Annotated in this window: 8 protein-coding genes; 1 reads left to right on the forward strand and 7 read right to left on the reverse strand. The window is 74.8% G+C overall.

From position 1 onward, the window contains the following. Positions 1-2 precede the first annotated feature (2 nt). Positions 3-938, reverse strand: a complete 936-nt coding sequence (locus OG559_RS29770) for an NADP-dependent oxidoreductase (RefSeq protein WP_405110056.1) — start codon at positions 936-938, stop codon at positions 3-5. Positions 939-1,048: 110 nt separating this feature from the next. Here OG559_RS29770 and OG559_RS29775 point away from each other — a divergent pair, with 110 nt between their 5' ends. Next, positions 1,049-2,032, forward strand: coding sequence for a GlxA family transcriptional regulator (locus OG559_RS29775; protein ID WP_405110059.1), 984 nt, complete (start codon positions 1,049-1,051; stop codon positions 2,030-2,032). A gap of 98 nt (positions 2,033-2,130) precedes the next feature. On the opposite strand, the gene OG559_RS29780 is transcribed toward OG559_RS29775, so the two are convergent. The 6 genes from OG559_RS29780 to OG559_RS29805 are packed head-to-tail and all read right to left on the reverse strand — an operon-like array spanning position 2,131 to position 16,302. Further along, positions 2,131-4,185, reverse strand: a complete 2,055-nt coding sequence (locus OG559_RS29780; RefSeq protein WP_405110062.1) for a non-ribosomal peptide synthetase — start codon at positions 4,183-4,185, stop codon at positions 2,131-2,133. Next, complete coding sequence (locus tag OG559_RS29785; RefSeq protein WP_405110065.1) at positions 4,182-7,070, reverse strand: beta-ketoacyl synthase N-terminal-like domain-containing protein; 2,889 nt, start codon at positions 7,068-7,070, stop codon at positions 4,182-4,184. The genes OG559_RS29780 and OG559_RS29785 overlap by 4 nt, the downstream gene beginning before the upstream one ends. Beyond that, positions 7,067-10,546, reverse strand: coding sequence for a non-ribosomal peptide synthetase (locus OG559_RS29790; protein ID WP_405110067.1), 3,480 nt, complete (start codon positions 10,544-10,546; stop codon positions 7,067-7,069). Before OG559_RS29790 ends, OG559_RS29785 begins: the two co-directional genes overlap by 4 nt. Beyond that, on the reverse strand, positions 10,546-10,812 hold the full coding sequence (locus tag OG559_RS29795; protein WP_405110070.1) for a phosphopantetheine-binding protein: 267 nt from the start codon (positions 10,810-10,812) through the stop codon (positions 10,546-10,548). The genes OG559_RS29790 and OG559_RS29795 overlap by 1 nt, the downstream gene beginning before the upstream one ends. Continuing rightward, positions 10,812-13,082: a beta-ketoacyl synthase N-terminal-like domain-containing protein gene (locus tag OG559_RS29800; RefSeq protein WP_405110073.1), complete on the reverse strand. Its 2,271-nt coding sequence runs from the start codon at positions 13,080-13,082 to the stop codon at positions 10,812-10,814. The genes OG559_RS29795 and OG559_RS29800 overlap by 1 nt, the downstream gene beginning before the upstream one ends. Next, the gene (locus OG559_RS29805; protein ID WP_405110076.1) at positions 13,075-16,302 is read right to left on the reverse strand and encodes a non-ribosomal peptide synthetase; all 3,228 of its coding nucleotides are present in this window, start codon (positions 16,300-16,302) and stop codon (positions 13,075-13,077) included. The genes OG559_RS29800 and OG559_RS29805 overlap by 8 nt, the downstream gene beginning before the upstream one ends. Positions 16,303-16,337 lie beyond the last annotated feature (35 nt).

Below are 16,337 nucleotides of genomic sequence, written 5' to 3' on the forward strand. Positions count from 1 at the left end.
GATCAGCCGATGACGGCAAGGACGATCTTGCCAGTCGTACGGCCGGTCTCGCCGATCTCGTGCGCCCTGGCCACCTGTTCGAGCGGCAGGACCACCTCGATCTCGGGGCGCAGCCGCCCCGTTTCGACGAGCGAGGCGATCGCCCTCATCCCCGCGTGGTCGGGTTCGACGATCGTGAAGCCGGCCCGTACGCCGCGCTCGCGCGCCTTCGACGCCAGATCGGCCTCCGCCGGCGCGGCGAGCGACACCACGATGCCGCCGTCGCGCAACGTCTGGAGGGAGCGCGGCCCGTAGTCGCCCCCGATGGTGTCGATCACGATGTCGACGTCGCTCACCGCCGACGCGAAGTCGACCCGCGTGTAGTCGATGACCTCGTCGGCGCCGAGGCCGTACACGAAGGCGTGCTTGGCCGAGCGGGCGGTGCCGATGACGTACGCGCCGTGGGCCTTGGCGATCTGGACGGCGAGGTGGCCGACGCCACCCGCCGCGGCATGGACCAGTACCCGCTGACCCGGGCGCACCTCGGCGGTGTCGACCAGCGACTGGAACGCGGTGAGCGCCGCCACCGGGAGCGCGGCGGCCTCCACGTGGGAGAGCGCGGCCGGCTTGCGGGTGAGGTGGCGGGCCGGGGAGGTCACGTACTCCGCGTACGTGCCCGCTGGTTGCGGTAGGCGCGGCATGCCGAACACCTCGTCGCCGGGCCTGAACATCGTCACCCCGAGCCCGACCGCCTCGATCACGCCGGACACGTCCCACCCCAGCCTGACCGGCGTCTCGCCCAGCAGTCCCCCGGTGGCCCGGTGCCACCAGTCGGTCGGGTTGACGCCGGCCGCATGGACCCGGACGAGCACCTCCGAGATCCCCGCCTCCGGGCGGTCCACCTCGACCACCTTCAACACCTCGGGCCCCCCGAGCGAGTCCTGACTGACAGCACGCATGATCTTTCCTTTGCTCCCGTACGAGTCGCCGATCGGCGTACGGCCAACACTGCGGGAGGCGGGTACGTGCTTCGAGTGGCCAGATCGCCAACATGTGAAAGGATCTGGCCATGCATCGCGTCGTCGTCCTGGCTCTTGAGGGTGTCTATCCGTTCGAGCTGAGCATCCCGGTGCGGATCTTCGGCAGCGCGACGGGCGAGGACGGCGAGCCGCTCTACGAGGTGATCACCTGCAGCCTCGACGGCGCTCCGGTCGCGACGAGCGCGGACTTCGTCGTCGCGGTGCGGCACGGGGCCGAGGTCTTCGAGACGGCGGACACCCTGGTGATCCCCCCGTTCGTGTGCGGTCCCCCGGAGGACCGGAACCTGCTTCCTGACGAGCTGGCCGAGGCATTCACCCGCCTCCGGCGGGGTGCCCGTATCGTGTCGATCTGCACCGCGTCGTACGTCCTCGCCGCCGCCGGTCTCCTGGACGGCCGCGCGGCGACGACGCACTGGAACGAGGCCGACCGTTTCCAACGGATGTTCCCCCGGATCAAGGTCGACCCAGGTGTGCTGTTCGTCGACGACGGAGACGTGCTCACGGCGGCGGGGGTCGCCGCCGGGGTCGACCTGTGCATGCACCTCCTTCGCCGCGACCACGGCAGCGAGGTCGCCAACCGGGTGGCTCGGCTGTGCGTCGTGCCGCCCTGGCGCGAGGGCGGCCAGGCGCAGTTCATCGAACGCCCGGTGCCCGAGCCCTCGACGGCCACCACGTCCACGACCCGCGACTGGGCGCTCGGCCGGCTCCACCGACCGCTGCCCCTGTCCGAACTGGCCGGCCACGCGCGGATGAGCGTGCGAACGTTCTCCCGGCGCTTCCGCGACGAGGTCGGGACGACCCCCGGCCAGTGGTTGACCCAGCAACGCGTCGCACACGCGCGCCGCCTGCTGGAGTCGACCGATCTCCCGGTGGACCGCGTCGCCGGCGAGGCGGGGTTCGGAACCGCCGCCTCGCTACGCCAGCACCTGACCGCCGCGATCGGCGTGCCGCCGACGACCTACCGCCACACGTTCCGCGCCAGCGGTGCCACGCCGACGAGCGCGCCGCGCTGATCGGCTTCCGGGCACCGCCCCCGCCGAGGACCCGCACAGTCGCGGTGCCCGACGGGGCCGGCAGCGCGGCGGCGGGCCGCGACGCCCGCACAGTCCGGTCATCGACGCCCGGCGTCGGACAGGCCGACAGCGGCGTCGACGGTCCCGACCGGCCGGCGAACCCGGGCCGGCGGGGCGGGCAGGGCACCCCGGTCGACCTTGCCGTTCGCGGTCGCCGGCAGCTCCGGGAGGACCACGTACCGCAGGGGCACCATGTAGTCGGGCAACTGCTGCGCCATGAGGGCGCGCAGCGCGGGTTCGGCCAGGCGCCGCGGGTCGGCGCCGCGCTCGGCCACCAGGTACGCCACCAGGGTCGCCGCGACGCCCAGGTCCTCGCGGAGCAGCACGACACTGTTGGCGACGAGCGGGTGCCGGTTGAGCACCGACTCGATCTCGCCGAGCTCCACCCGCTGCCCGCGGATCTTCACCTGTGTGTCGATGCGCCCGCCGTAGTTGAGGTGCCCGCTCGGCGACCACCAGGCCAGGTCGCCGGTGCGGTACACCCGCTGCGGCCACCCGGCGACGTCGACCTCGACGAACCGCTCCGCGGTCAGGTCGGGCCGCCCGGCGTACCCTCGGGCCAGGCAGTCCCCGCCGAGGACCAGCTCCCCGGGCACACCCAGCGGCGCGAGTTCGCCGCGCCCGTCGAGGACGTACGCGGCGACGTTCGTGATCGGCCGGCCGATGGGGACCGTGTCGCCCGGTTCGGGCCGCCGACACGGCCAGGCGGTGACGTCGATCGCCGCCTCGGTCGGCCCGTACAGGTTGTGCACCTCGACCTGCGGCAGAGCGGCGGTGAGCTTGTTGACCAGCTTCGGCGGCAGCGCCTCCCCGCTGCAGATCACCCGGCGCAGGCCGGTGCACCGGCCCAACCCGCGCTCCTCGACGAACAGGGCGAGCATGGACGGCACGAAGTGCACCGTGGTCACCGACTCGCGGGCGACGACCTCGACCATCTCCTGCGGGTCGCGGTGCGCCTGCGCCTCGGCCGTGACCAGGGTCGCGCCGGTCATGAACGCCCACAACAGCTCCCACACCGACACGTCGAAGGTGTACGGCGTCTTCTGCAGCACCACGTCGCCCGGGCCGATGGGGTACTCGTCGCGCATCCACACCAGCCGGTTGGCCAGTGACAGGTGCGTCATCTGCACGCCCTTGGGCGCTCCGGTGGAGCCGGAGGTGAAGATGACGTACGACAGCCCCCGCACCACCTCCTCCGGCGCGCGGTAGCCGCGCCAGTCGACCGGCGCGGCGGGCAGGTCACCGCCCGCCAGCGGCCGTACGGGCACGGACGGCTCCCCGCCGGAGCCCAACGCGGCCCGCCCCGCGTCGTCGGCCAGCACCAGCGCCGCGTCGGCCGTGCGGAGCATGAGGTCCAGCCGGGGGCGCGGGTGGGACGGATCCAGCGGCAGGTACGCCCCGCCGGCCAGCAGGACGCCGAGCACCGCGACCACCATCTCGGGGCTCCGCTCGGTGCACAGGCCGACCACCGACCCGGGCCCCACGCCCTCGGCGCGCAGCCGCCCCGCCAGCGCCGCCGCCTCGTCCAGGAACTCGCGGTAGGTGCGGTCGCGTCCGCCGCCGCGCAGCGCGACGGCGTCGGGGGTGAGCTGCGCCTGGCGGCAGATCGTCTCGTGCACGGGCGTGCGCGGCGCGGGGGTCGGCGCGGCGTTGAAACCGAGCAACGTCCCGCGCTCCCCCGGGCCGAGAAGCGCGGCTTCCCGCACCGGCCGGTCCGGGTGGGCGGCGAGCCAGGCGTGCAGGGTGGCCAGGCGCTCCTGCAGGTGTGCGGGATCGCCGTGGCCGTGGGCGAACCACACCGGTGTTCCGCCCAGCACCGCCGACGCCCCGGCGCCGCCCGTCGTGGGGTCCGCCGGCCCGACGTCCACCGCGACGGACGCTGCGGGCTCGTCCGACGCGGGGACCACGACGGCGGGACCCGGCTGCGGGCCGCGCGTCTGCTCGCGTACCTGGGTCATGGTGCTGTCCGGGAGGACCCGCACCAGGATGTCGCCCCACGGGCCGTGCACGGCGACCGAGGTCGCGGCCGACAGGCGGTGGCAGAGCACGGCCGCCACCGCCGCGGCCAGGGTCGGATCGGCCCGGCCGGTCATGCCGTCACCAGCCCGGCCAGCACGCGCGGCGTGGGGTCGGCGGACAACGCCTCCGTCTGCACACGCACCCCGAACCTGCGCTGCACCTGGCTGATCATGCGGATGAACAGCAGTGACTCGCCGCCGAGCGTGAAGAAGTTCGCGTCCGGCCCGATCTCGGGAGAGCCGAGCATCCTGCCCCACAGCTCAATGATCTCCTTCAGCACCTCGTCCCCGCCCTCACCGGCGGGTTCCGCCGCCGGTTGCGGAGGGTCCTCGGCCGGTCGCGCCGGTGCGGCGTCGAGCCAGTGCCGGGTACGGGCGAACGGGTACGTGGGCAGCGCGACCCGCCGCGCCCTGCTGTCGCCGCGCACCGCGGCCCAGTCCACGGTTGCTCCGGCGGTCCACAGCCCGCCGAGTCCGGCGAGCACGTCACCGGCGTCGGCCCGCTCCGCCGGCCGGGGCTGCAGGGCGAACCCGGGCACCCGCCGCCCGTCCTGCGTCGTCTCCCGGGCCGCGCCGGTCAGCGCGGTGCCCGGCCCGACCTCGACCAGGACCGGATCGGGCAGGCCCAGCCCGGTCAGCAGCGCGTCGTGGTAGCGCACCGGGCTGCGCAGCTGCGCGGCCCAGTAGCCCTCGGCGCGCGGCAGCCCCTTGCCGAGCAACCCGCCGTCGATGCTGCTGACCACCGCGATGGTGCGGGGTCGCTGGGCGATGCGATCCGCCTCGACGCCGAGCAGCCGGGCCGCCCCGGCCATCATCCGCGAGTGGAAGGCGCGCTGCGCGGGCAACGTCCGGCAGCGGATCCCGGCCGCCGCCAGGCGCTCCCGGAACGCGGCGAGCTGCGCCACCGGCCCGGCCACCACGGTGACCTCGGGGCCGTTGCGCGCGGCCATGTCGAGGTCGTCCAGGCCCGCCAGGTGCTCCTCGATGGCGGGCACCGGCGCGAGCACGGCCAGCATGCCGCCCTCGGGCGCGTCCTGCATCAGCCGGCCACGGGTCACGACCAGGCGCAGCATGTCCTCGGCGGCCATCTCGCCGGCCAGCGCCGCAGCCGCGAACTCGCCGATCGAGTGGCCGATCAGCGCCGCCGGGCGTACGCCCCACGACACCAGCAGCCGGCCGAGCGCGAGCTCGTGCAGCGCCAGCGCGGGCTGGGTGATGTCGGTGCGGTGCACGACGCCGTGCGGGTCGACGTCGACCAGCACGTCGCGCAGGTCCAGCCCCAGGTCCGGGGCCAGCAGCCCCGCCCCGTGGTCGAGGTCGGCGCGGAAGGACGGGTAACGGTCGTAGAGGCCCCGCGACATGGCGGGGAACTCCGCGCCCTGGCCCGGGAACAGGAACACCACGCTGGGCCGGCGTGCCGCCTCGCGGACCGGCGCCCTGCGCAGCCGGGTCAGCGCCGCCGGGACGTCCCGCGCGGCGACCGCGAGCCGGTACGGGAAGTGCCTGCGGTACGTCTGCGACGTCAGCGCGACATCGCCGACGGCCAGGTCGGGGCGCTGCCGCAGGTGCTCGCTCAGCTGCTCGGCACCCGCACGGACCGCCTCGGGGCTGCGCCCGGACAGCACGATCAGCTCGGCGTCGCCGTCGGCCGTGGAGGAACCGGGCACGGCCGGCCCGTCGGCCTCCTCCAGCACCACGTGGGCGTTGGTGCCGCCCAGGCCGAAGGAGCTGACCGCCGCCCGACGCGGCCCGCCGGCGGCGTCCCACTGTCGGGCCACGCTGTCGGCGGTGAACGGGGTCGACCCGTCGAGCAGCTCGGGCCGGGCCTGCTTGAGGCCGGCCAGCGGCGGGATCTGCCGGAAGTGCAGCGCCAGCGTGGCCTTGATGAGGCCCGTGACACCGGCCGCCGCGTCGAGGTGGCCGACGTTGGCCTTGACCGAGCCGATCGAGCACGGCCGCTCGCCCCGACGGAACACCTCGGTCAACGCCGCCAGCTCGATCGCGTCGCCGACCTCGGTGGCGGTGCCGTGCGCCTCGAGGTAACCGACGCTCGCGGGGTCGACCCCGGCGGTGGCGTACGCGCGCGTCAGCACGTCGATCTGCCCGGCGACGCCGGGCGCGGTGTAGCCGACCTTCAGGCCCCCGTCGTTGTTCACCGCCGACCCCTTGATCAGGGCGTACACGGTGTCCCCGTCGCGGCGGGCGTCCTCGGCGCGTTTGAGCGTCACCATGGCGACGCCGTTGCCGGGGACGGTCCCGTCGGCCGAGGCGTCGAAGGGCCGGCACGTGCCGTCGGGCGACATGATGCCCTTCGTCTCGTAGAGGTAGCCGGCCTGCTGCGGCACGGCCACACAGACTCCGCCGGCGAGCGCGACATCCGAGTCGCCGGCGCGCAGGCTCTGGCAGGCCAGGTGCACCGCCACCAGCGACGTCGAGCAGGCGGTCTGCACGGTGACCGCCGGGCCGCCCAGGTCCAGCCGGTACGCGATCTTCGCGGCCAGGTGGTCCTTCTCGTTGCCCAGCACGACCGACAGCAGCCCCTGGGTCTCGACCAGGCCGGGCTGCGTGAACACGTGGTGCAGCGCGTAGTAGTTGAAGCCGGCCCCGGCGAACACGCCGACCCGCCCGAACGGTTGCTGGCCGGCCAGCCCGGCGGACTCCAACGCGGCCCACGCCGTCTGCATCAGCAGCCGGTGCTGCGGATCCATCGTCTCGGCCTCCCGTGGCGTGATGCCGAAGAAGGCCGCGTCGAACAGGTCCGGGTCGGCCAGCACGCCCCGCGCCGGCACGTACGCCGGGTCGTCGAGCCGGTCGGCGGACACGCCCGCGGCCAGCAGCTCGCCGCGGGTCAGCTCGCTGATCGTGATCGTCCCGGCGACCACGTTGGACCAGTACTCCCAGACGTCGGCAGCGCCGGGGAACCGGCCCGCCATCCCTACGATCGCGATGTCGCCGTTCATGAGGATGCGCCTGCTCCTTCGGTCTGTGCGTGCAGATGCCTGGCCAGCGTCTGGACGGTCGGGAAGCGGTAGAGGTCGGTCAGCGGGATGATCCGGCCGGCCAGCCGCTCCTGCAGCAGCCGGCGCACGATCGCCAGCCGCAGCGACTCCCCGCCGACGTCGAAGAACGCCTCGTCGACGTCGAAGTCGTCGGTGCCCAGCGCCTCCACCCAGGCCACCGTCACCAGTTCCTCGAACTCGGTCAGCGACGCCGAGCGCTGGGCGGGGATCCGCGCCGGCCGCCCCACCGCCGGGTCGGCCACCGCCGGGTCGGCCCGGGTCGGGTCGGCCGGCTGCGGTACGCCGGCCAGCGCGCCCAGGGCCCGCAGGTCGACCTTGCCGTTGCGGTCGAGCGGGAACTCGGCCACCGTCACCCACTGCTGCGGCCGGGCGTAGGGGGCCAGTTCAGCCTCCACCGCCCGGCGCACGCCGGCCACGTCCAGGCCGTCGGGCCCCGGCTTGAGCGCGGCACACAGTCGTATGCCCGTCACCGGGTCGCCGGTGGTGAACACCACCGCGTCGCGTACCCCGGGCTGCGCCCGCAGCCTGCGCTCGACGTCGACCAGCTCCACCCGGTGCCCGGCGATCTTCACCTGGCGGTCGTTGCGGCCCAGGAAGCGCAGTTGCCCGTCCGCGCCCCAGCGCACCAGGTCCCCGGTGCGGTACAGGCGCACCCCGGGGTCCCGGTGCCGGACGAACGACGCGTCGGTGCGTACGGGGTCGTTGAGGTAGCCGTCGGCGAGCCCGGCCCCCGCCGTGCACAGCTCGCCGACCGCACCCGGCGCCACGAGGCGCCCCGCCGGGTCGACGACGTACAGGTCGGTGCCGTGCACCGGCGTGCCGATCGGCAGCGGGTCCGGCGTCGCGTCGGCGTGGTCGACCGGGTACGTCGTGGTGAACGTGGTGTTCTCGGTGGGGCCGTAGGCGTTGGTGACGCGCAGCCCCGGGCAGGCCCGCAACACCCGGCGCACGTGCGCCGGTGAGACCACGCCGCCGCCGGTGAACAGCTGCCGCAGCCCGGCGAACGCGTCCGGGCGGTGGTCGGCGACCAGGTGGAACACGCCCGAGGTGAGCCAGACGTGGGTGATCCCGGCGGTGCGCAGGAACTCGGCCAGCCCGCTCGGCGTCGGTTCCCCGGGCGGGAACACCACCACCGTGTCGCCGTTGGCCAGCGGCACCAGCAGCTCCAGCGTGGACGCGTCGAACGCCAGCGGGGACAGCCGCGTGATCCGCATGCCCGCCGGGTCGGCGAACAGGTGGGGATCGTCGGCCAGCCGCAGCACCGCCCGGTGCGGCACGACCACGCCCTTGGGCACCCCGGTGGAGCCCGACGTGAAGGAGACGTACGCGGTCCGCGCCGGGTCGGCCGGGGCCGCCGCGACCGGGCGGTCGCCGTTCCCTGCGCCGGAGCCGTCCGCCCCGCCCCGCGGCGGCGTCGCCGGGCGGGCCAGGGCGCATTCGGCGACGCCCGCCCACTCCGGGCCGGGCGCGTCCGCGCCGAGTCGGGCCCGGGGCGCGACGGCGGCGGCGACGTGTGCCCGCCACTCGCCGGTGGCGTGCTGGTCAACCGCGACGTAGTGGGCGCCCAGCCGCAGCACACCCAGCACCGCGACGGCCTCGGCGGCCGAGCGCGGCAGCTCCAGGATCACCGCGTCACCGGCGCGCACGCCGTGCGCGTGCAGCAGCCGCGACTGTTCGACGGCGTGGTCGTGCAGCTCGCGGTAGGTCAGCGTGAGCCCGGCGTGCGCGTCGACCAGCGCGATCCGCCCGCCCGCGGACTCCGCGTGCGCCGCGAACCGGCTCCACACGTCGCCGGGGGTGTCGTACGAGCCGCCCGCGCCCAGCGCCCGCAGCCGGGCGTGCTGCCGCGCCGACAGGGCCGTGACGTCGCGCAGGGCCGCGCCCGGACCGGCGGCCAGCTCCAGCAGCGCCGCCCGGAACGACTCGGCCAGTTCCCCGGCGTCGGCGGCGGTGAGCGCCGACGTCGCGTACTCCAGGGCGAACCGGGGACGACCCGACCACGACTGGAGGTAGAGCAGCGCGTCGAACACCGCGCCGTGGCAGTGGCCCTCGTGGACCCGCCAGGTGCGGCCACCGGCGGCCAGCTCGTCGGGCACCAGCTCGTGGTGGGCGGCGAAGCCGAACTGCGCCAGCGGGTTGCGGCCCGGGTCGCTGGGGACGCCGAGCCCGGAGACGACCCGCTCGAACGGCACGTCGGCGTCGGCCGCCGCCTCGGCCAGCGCCGCCGCCACGCCGCGTACGTAGTCCCGCGCGTCGACGTCGTCGGCCGCGGCGCAGCGCACCGGGACGACCCGGGTGCACAGGCCCACGATGCCGTCCATGCCCGCCTCGAAACGGCCCGCCGCCGGCACCCCGAGCACCAGGTCGCTCAGGCCCGCGCGGCGGGACACGGCCAGTGCCCACGCCGCCATGGCCACCGACGTCACCGTCACCCGGCAGTGCCGGGCCAGCTCGGTCGCGGCCCGCGCCGCCTCGGCGTCGAGGTGCAGGTGCAGCCGCGCGCCACGACCGTCGGCCTCGACGACCGGCGGCAGGTCGGTGGGCAGCGTCACCGTGAACGGCGCGCCGTCCAGCCGGGCCGCCGTCCGGGCCAGCGCGCCGTCCAGCGCCCCGGAGGCCTCCTGCGCGGCCAGCCGCGAGCCGACCCAGTCCGGCGACGGCGCCGCGCCCACCGGACCGGCACCGGCACCGGCGTAGAGCTCGGCGAACTCGCGCCAGAGCACGCCGACGCTCCAGCCGTCGGCGATCGTGTGGTGCACCAGCATGGTCAGCAGGTCACGCCGCCCGGCGCGGGTCAGCACGAAGACGACCGGCGGCTGCTCGAAGGGGCGCAGCAACCGCGCGGCCGACCGGCCGTACAGGTCGTGCACGGCGCGTACCGCGTCGTCGTCGGGCAACGTCTGGTGCAGCAGCCTCGGCTCGTACGGCGCGGGCAGCACGATCCGGGCCTGATGCGGGTCCCGGACGAACCGGGTGCGCAGCGCCTCGTGCCGGGTCGCCAACTCGCGCAGCGCCGAGCGGGTCCGGGCCCCGTCGAGCGGCCCGTCCGCCTCCAGCGTGAACATCAGGTGGTAGGGCGCGTCCTGGTCGAGCAGGTGCGCGGCCAGCATGGACCGCTGGCCGGGCAGCAGTTCCAGCTCGGCGGGCCGCCGCGCGGCCACCGGCGGCGCGGTGTCCACGTAGTCCACCGCGCCGGCCAGCGCCCGCGCCAGCGGCAGCGCCGACAGCAGCCGGGCGCTGTCCACGTGCGCCCGCAGCTCACGCTGCCCCAGCGAGACCAACGCGATGGCCTGTAGCGAGGTGCCGCCGAGGGCGACGAACGACTCCGTGCCGGCCGCGTCGCGCAGGTGCTCGGGCGTGAGGCCGAGCACCCGCGCGGCGAGCGGCGTCCAGGTGGTGAGGTCGCGGGCGGCCATCACACGCTCTCCACCACGGGCTTGTCCGGCGACACCTGGCTCGCGACGTCACGCAGGTCGGCGAGGCGGGGGTTCTCCAGGACATGGCCGAACATCACCGCGAGGTTGAGCTCCTGACGGATCAGCGTGCTCAGCCGCAGCGCGCTGAGCGAGTGGCCGCCGAGGTCGAAGAAGTCGTCGTCGTCGTCGACCGTGTCGACGCCGAGCACCTCCATCCACAGCTCCTCGAACTCGGCCACCCAGGTCCGGTCGTGTACGTCGCGCATCAGTGGTGCCTCTCTGTGTCCAGGTGGGTCGCGGGGGCGTCCAGGTAGTGCCGGGTGGCCGCGAAGGGGTAGGTGGGGGCGGGCAGCCGACGCCGTCCGGTGTCGTGCACGCCGTCCCAGGCGCCGATGACACCCAGCTGCCACAGCGCGCCGACGGTCGTCAGCAGCCGGGCGTGCCGGTCGGCGGGCAGCACGGGCTGGTCCGGGCCCAGGTGTGGGGTGACGCTCGTGCCGACCTCGATCCAGAACACCGGGTCGAGGTCGACGGGCAGCGTCGCCGGCGCAGGCGGTTCGGCCGCCCGCGCCCGCCAGTACGCGAGGTCGCCGCCGCCGGTCAGCGGCTGCCCGTCGAAGGCGTGGACGGGCAGGTCGGCCGGGCCGAGCCGGATGCCGTCGACGCCGGTGCCGCGGATCAGCCCCAGCGCGTCCGCGACGGACATGATCCCGGCCACGACCGCGCAGGCCAGCGCGCCGTGGCCGGCGCCGGCCACGGCGCGCGGGGCCAGCCCCCGGCTGCGCAGCGACCGCGCCAGGCCGACGCAGGCCAGCAGCCGGTCGCAGCGCTCCCGGACGGCCTCGTCGAGGTCGTGATCGCGCAGCAGCGCCACGCCCTCGTCGACGACCCGGCGGTACACCGGGTCGGCGTCGTAGTTGGGCCGGTTGCCGGTCAGCTCGCCGGCCCCGGTGAGGTGCAGCGCCACCCCGCGCGCCCGCGCCTTCGCGCCGGCCTGCCGGACCGTCGCCGGCGAGCCGTGTGCTCCGGTCAGGAACGCGGCCCGCCACGGCAGCTCGGCCCGGCCGGTCCGCAGCGTGTACGCGAGGTCGGCCAGTTCGCCGGGCGTCGTCCCGGCCACGTGGGCGACGGCGCGGTCCAGGCTGTCCTGCGCCACGGCGGCGGTCTTGGCGGAGACCAGGACCAGCTCGGTGACGTGGCGGCGCGACCGGGGCCGGACGGCCGGGGCCTCCTCCAGCACGACGTGGGCGTTGGTGCCGCCGATGCCGAAGGCGCTCACCCCGGCCCGGCGTACGCCGTCGATCGGCTCCCACGGCCGGGCCGCCGCCGGCAGCTCGAACACCGAACCGTCCAGTTCGACCGCCGGGTTGGGCGTGCGCAGGTGGGCGATCGGCGGGATCACCCGGTGCTTCAGCGCCAGCACCGTCTTGATCAGGCCGATCACCCCGGCGGCGGTGTCCAGGTGCCCGACGACCGACTTGGCCGCGCCGAGCGCGCAGGGCAGCCGGTCGGGCCGAACACTGTCGAAGACCTGCCGCAGCGCCGCCACCTCGATCGGGTCGCCGAGCGCGGTGCCGGTGCCGTGGGTCTCGATCAGACCGACGGTCTCCGGGTCGACGTCGGCCACGCTCAGCGCCGCCGAGATCACGCCGCTCTGGCCGGTGGGGCCGGGCGCGGTGAAGCCCGCCTTGCGGGAGCCGTCGTTGTTGACCGCGGAGCCGCGGATCACGGCGTGCACGGTGTCGCCGTCGCGCAACGCGTCCCCGAGCCGCTTGAGCACCACCACACCCGCGCCGTCGCCGGGCACGGTGCCGTCGGCCGCGGCGTCGAAGGCCCGGCACCGACCGTCGGCGGAGAAGATCCCGCCGGGCTCGTACAGGTGCCCACGCCGCGTCGGCGGGGCAACCGTGGCGCCCCCGGCCAGCGCCACGTCGGCGTCGTAGGTCAGCAACGCCTGCACCGCCTGGTGCACCGCGACCAGCGACGTCGAGCAGGCGGTCTGCACAGCCAGCGCCGGACCCTGCAGGTTGAGCTTGTACGCGATCCGGGTGGCCGCGAAGTCCTTGTCGCTGCCGATGATCAGCCCCAGGCCGCCGGCCGCCTCGACCGCGCGTTCGTTGGGCCACACGTTGTCGAGCAGGTAGACGTTCAGGCCGGTGCCGACGTACACGCCGATCCGGTTGCCGTCGGCGGCGACGGGCGGGTAGCCGGCGTGCTCCAGCGCGGTCCAGGCGCACTCCAGCAGGATCCGCTGCTGTGGGTCCATCAGCGCACTGTCCGACGGCGAGTAGCTGAACAGCCGGTGGTCGAAGCGGTCGGCGTCGCGCAGGACCGCCCGGGCGGGCACGAAGTCGGGCCGCTCCACCACGTCCTTGGGCGCGCCCCAGCCGACGAGCTGCTCGGGTGTGAAGAAGGTGACCGCGTCGACCCCGTTGACCACGTGGTGCCAGAACAGGTCCAGGTCGCGCTCGGCGCCCGGGGCCCGTACGGCCATGCCGACCACCGCCACCGCCGCGCTGTCGTCGAGTTCAGCCACGGCCGCCTCCGGTGCGGCGCCGGTCGGCGAGCAGGGCGCGGCCCTGACGGCGCTGCGCCACCTTCGCGTCGGCGAGCACCGGGGCCTCCTGTTGCACGTGCGCGGCGCAGCCGGCGACCGTGCCGGAGCGGAACAGGTCCGTCACGGAGACGTCCAGGCCCTCCTCGGAGAGGCGCTGTTGCAGCGCGATCAGCGTGAAGCTGTGCCCGCCCAGGTCGAAGAAGTTGTCGTGCAGCCCGATGTCGACCCGGTCCAGCACCTCGCCCCAGCAGGCCCGGATGCGCTCCTCCAGGCCGGTGCCGTCGGTGCGGTCGCGCCGCGCCGCGGGGGCGGCGGCCGTGCGCGCGGCGCGGCTGTCGGCCAGCAGCCGCGCGGTGTCCACCTTGCCGTGCGCGGTCAGCGGGATCGCCGCGACGGTCAGGATCCGCGACGGCACCATGTACGCCGGCAGCGTCCCCCGCACGTAGGCCCGCAGCTCGCGTTCGGCGTCCGGGCCGAACTCGCCGACGACGAAGGCGGCCAGCTCGTCGTTCTCCGCCGCCACGGCGCACGAACGCACCGCCGGGTGGGTCAGGAACGCGCCCTCGACCTCGGCCAGCTCGACGCGGTAGCCGCGCAGCTGCACCTGGGTGTCGTTGCGGCCGAGGTACACCAGGTTCCCGTCGACGCCCCACTTGACCACGTCGCCGGTCCGGTACATCACGCCCCCGCCGTACGGGTCGGGCAGGAAGCGCGCCCCGGTCAGCTCCGGGTTGCCCACGTAGCCGTGCGCGACGAGCACGCCGCCGCAGTACAGCTCCCCGGGCACGTTGAGACCGGTCGGCCGCAGGTCGTCGTCGAGGACGTAGCAGCGCCCCGACGGCAACGGCACACCGACGTTGCCCTCCCGGACCCGGGCCAGGCCCGCGGCGGGCGCCGCGAAGATCGTGACGTGGATGGTGCCCTCGGTGATGCCGTACATGTTGACGAACACCGCGCGCATGCCCGGCGTGCCGGCGACCAGCGAGGTGACCCGCGACCAGCTCAGCGCCTCGCCGCCCAGGATGACGTAGCGGATGCTGGAGACCTCGTGCGCGCCCAGCAGCCGCAGGTAGGGGGGCAGCAGCCGGTAGAGCGCACCCGGGGTCTGGAAAACCACCGTGACGGCCTCGCGGCGGACCAGCGCGGCCAGCCGCTGCCGGTCCACCAGGTCGGCCTGGTCGGCCACGACCAGCCGGCCGCCGGTGGTCAGCGCGCCCCACATCTCCCACACCGAGGCGTCGAACGAGAACGAGCTCGCCGCCAGCCACACGTCGGCAGCGGTGACGTCGAGGCCGGCCGGGGTCGGGCTGTGCAGGGCGTCCAGGCCGCCGTGTCCGACCATGACGCCCTTGGGCACCCCGGTGGAGCCCGAGGTGTAGATGATGTACGCCTGGTCACCCGGCCCGGGGAACGTCTCCGCGACCACGGACGTCCCGTTGAGGGTGTGCGCGTCGGCCAGCCGGATGTCGCGGTCCTGCGCCAGGGCCCCGGCGGTGTCGGCGGTGCTGGCCTCCACCAACATGAACGGCATCGCGGCGCTGGCCGTGATCAGTTCGAGGCGCTGCTGCGGGTACTCGGGGTCCAGTGGCACGTAGACGCCGCCGAGCTTCCACACGCCCAGGATCGCCGCGACGATCGCGGGCGATCGGCGCAGCAGCAGCCCGACCCGGTCGCCGCGCCGTACGCCCCGATCGGCCAGGCCCGCCGCGATCCGCCCGGCCCACCGGTCCAGCTCGGCGTAGGTGACCTCCACGTCCCGGTGGCGCACCGCCACCGCGTCCGGGGTGTGCGCCACGTGCTCGGCGAACCGGCGCAGCACCGACGGGTGCTCGACCGGCCGCTGCGGGACCGGCGGATTCACCCCCTCGGTCAGCAGCAGCCGCTCGGCCTGCGCCACCATGGACGGCTCGTCGTCCGGCTCGTCGACGACCGACCTCAGGAAGGTCAGGTAGTGGTTGAGCAGCGTCTCGACGGTCGCCGGGGTGAACAGTTCGGTGCTGTACTCGGCACGCAGGAACGGCGTGGCGGTGGAGACGTCGAGGGTCAGGCCCAGGTCGAACTTGGTGACGTCGATCTCGACGTCGACCTCGGTCAGCTTCACCCCGTCGAACTCGGGGAACGCGAACGGGAAGTTCTGCACCGTCAGGGAGGTCTGGAACAGTGGGGCGTGGCTGAGCTGCCGCTCCCCCACGGTGGCCCGCACGATCTGCTCGAACGGCACGTCCTGGTTGGCGAACGCGGCCATGCTGGCCCCGCGGGCCCGGTCGACCAGTTCGGCGAAGCTCGGCCGGCCGGACACGTCGAGGCGGATCGGCAGCGTGTTGACCAGGCAGCCGACGACGCGCTCCTCGGCCTCGTCCATCCGGTTGGCCACCGGCACGCCGATCACCACCTCGTCCTGGCGCGCGTACCGCGACAGCACCGAGGCGTACGCGGCAAGCGTCACCGCGAACAGCGTTGCTCCCCGCGCCCTGGCCCATCCGGTGAGCCGCTCGACCAGCGCGGGCTCGACGGGGCGGCGGAGCACCGCGCCGTCGGCGCTGAGCACACTCGGCCGGGGGAAGTCGGTGGGCAGCGCGAGCTGCGGAACGTCACGCAGCCGGGCTCGCCAGAAGTCCAGCCCGGAGCTGTCGCGCTCCCAGGACTCGCGCTGTTGCCGCGCGTACGTCAGGTGGGACTGCGGCGGTTCGGCGTACGCGGCGGCGGCGGTTCCGGACAGCGCGGCGTTGTACTCGGCGGCGAGGTCCCGCAGCAGCAGGCCCACCGACCAGCCGTCGCAGGCGATGTGGTGCACCAACACCGCGAGCGTGTGCTCGTCCGGGCCCCAGGAACGCAGGAAGGCGCGCAGCACCGGCCCGTCGCCGAGCTCGAAGGGACGCCGGGCCTGCTCGGCGACCAGGGTGTGCAGGAAGGTCTCCTGGGTGTCCTGGTCGGCCCACCCGCCCGCCTGGATGTCGATGTCCGCGTGCGGGGTGGGCGACACCCGCTGGGTGAGCGCACCGTCGACCAGCGCGAACGTGGTGCGCAGCGCGTCGTGCCGGGCGACGACGCGCGTGAGCGCCCCGCGCAGCACCTCGGGTCGCAGCGCGCCGTGCAGGTGGACCGCGAAGGCCACCACGTACGCCGGGTTGCCGGGCTGGAGCTGGTTGAGGAAATAGAGTCGTTCCTGAGCGAAGGAAGCAGGACCGGTACGAACCATGCATCGAGCGTGGTCCGTCGGACGTCCCACCCGAC

Origin of the sequence: Micromonospora sp. NBC_01405 (genome assembly GCF_045040155.1) — a bacterium.
Lineage (GTDB): Bacteria > Actinomycetota > Actinomycetes > Mycobacteriales > Micromonosporaceae > Micromonospora.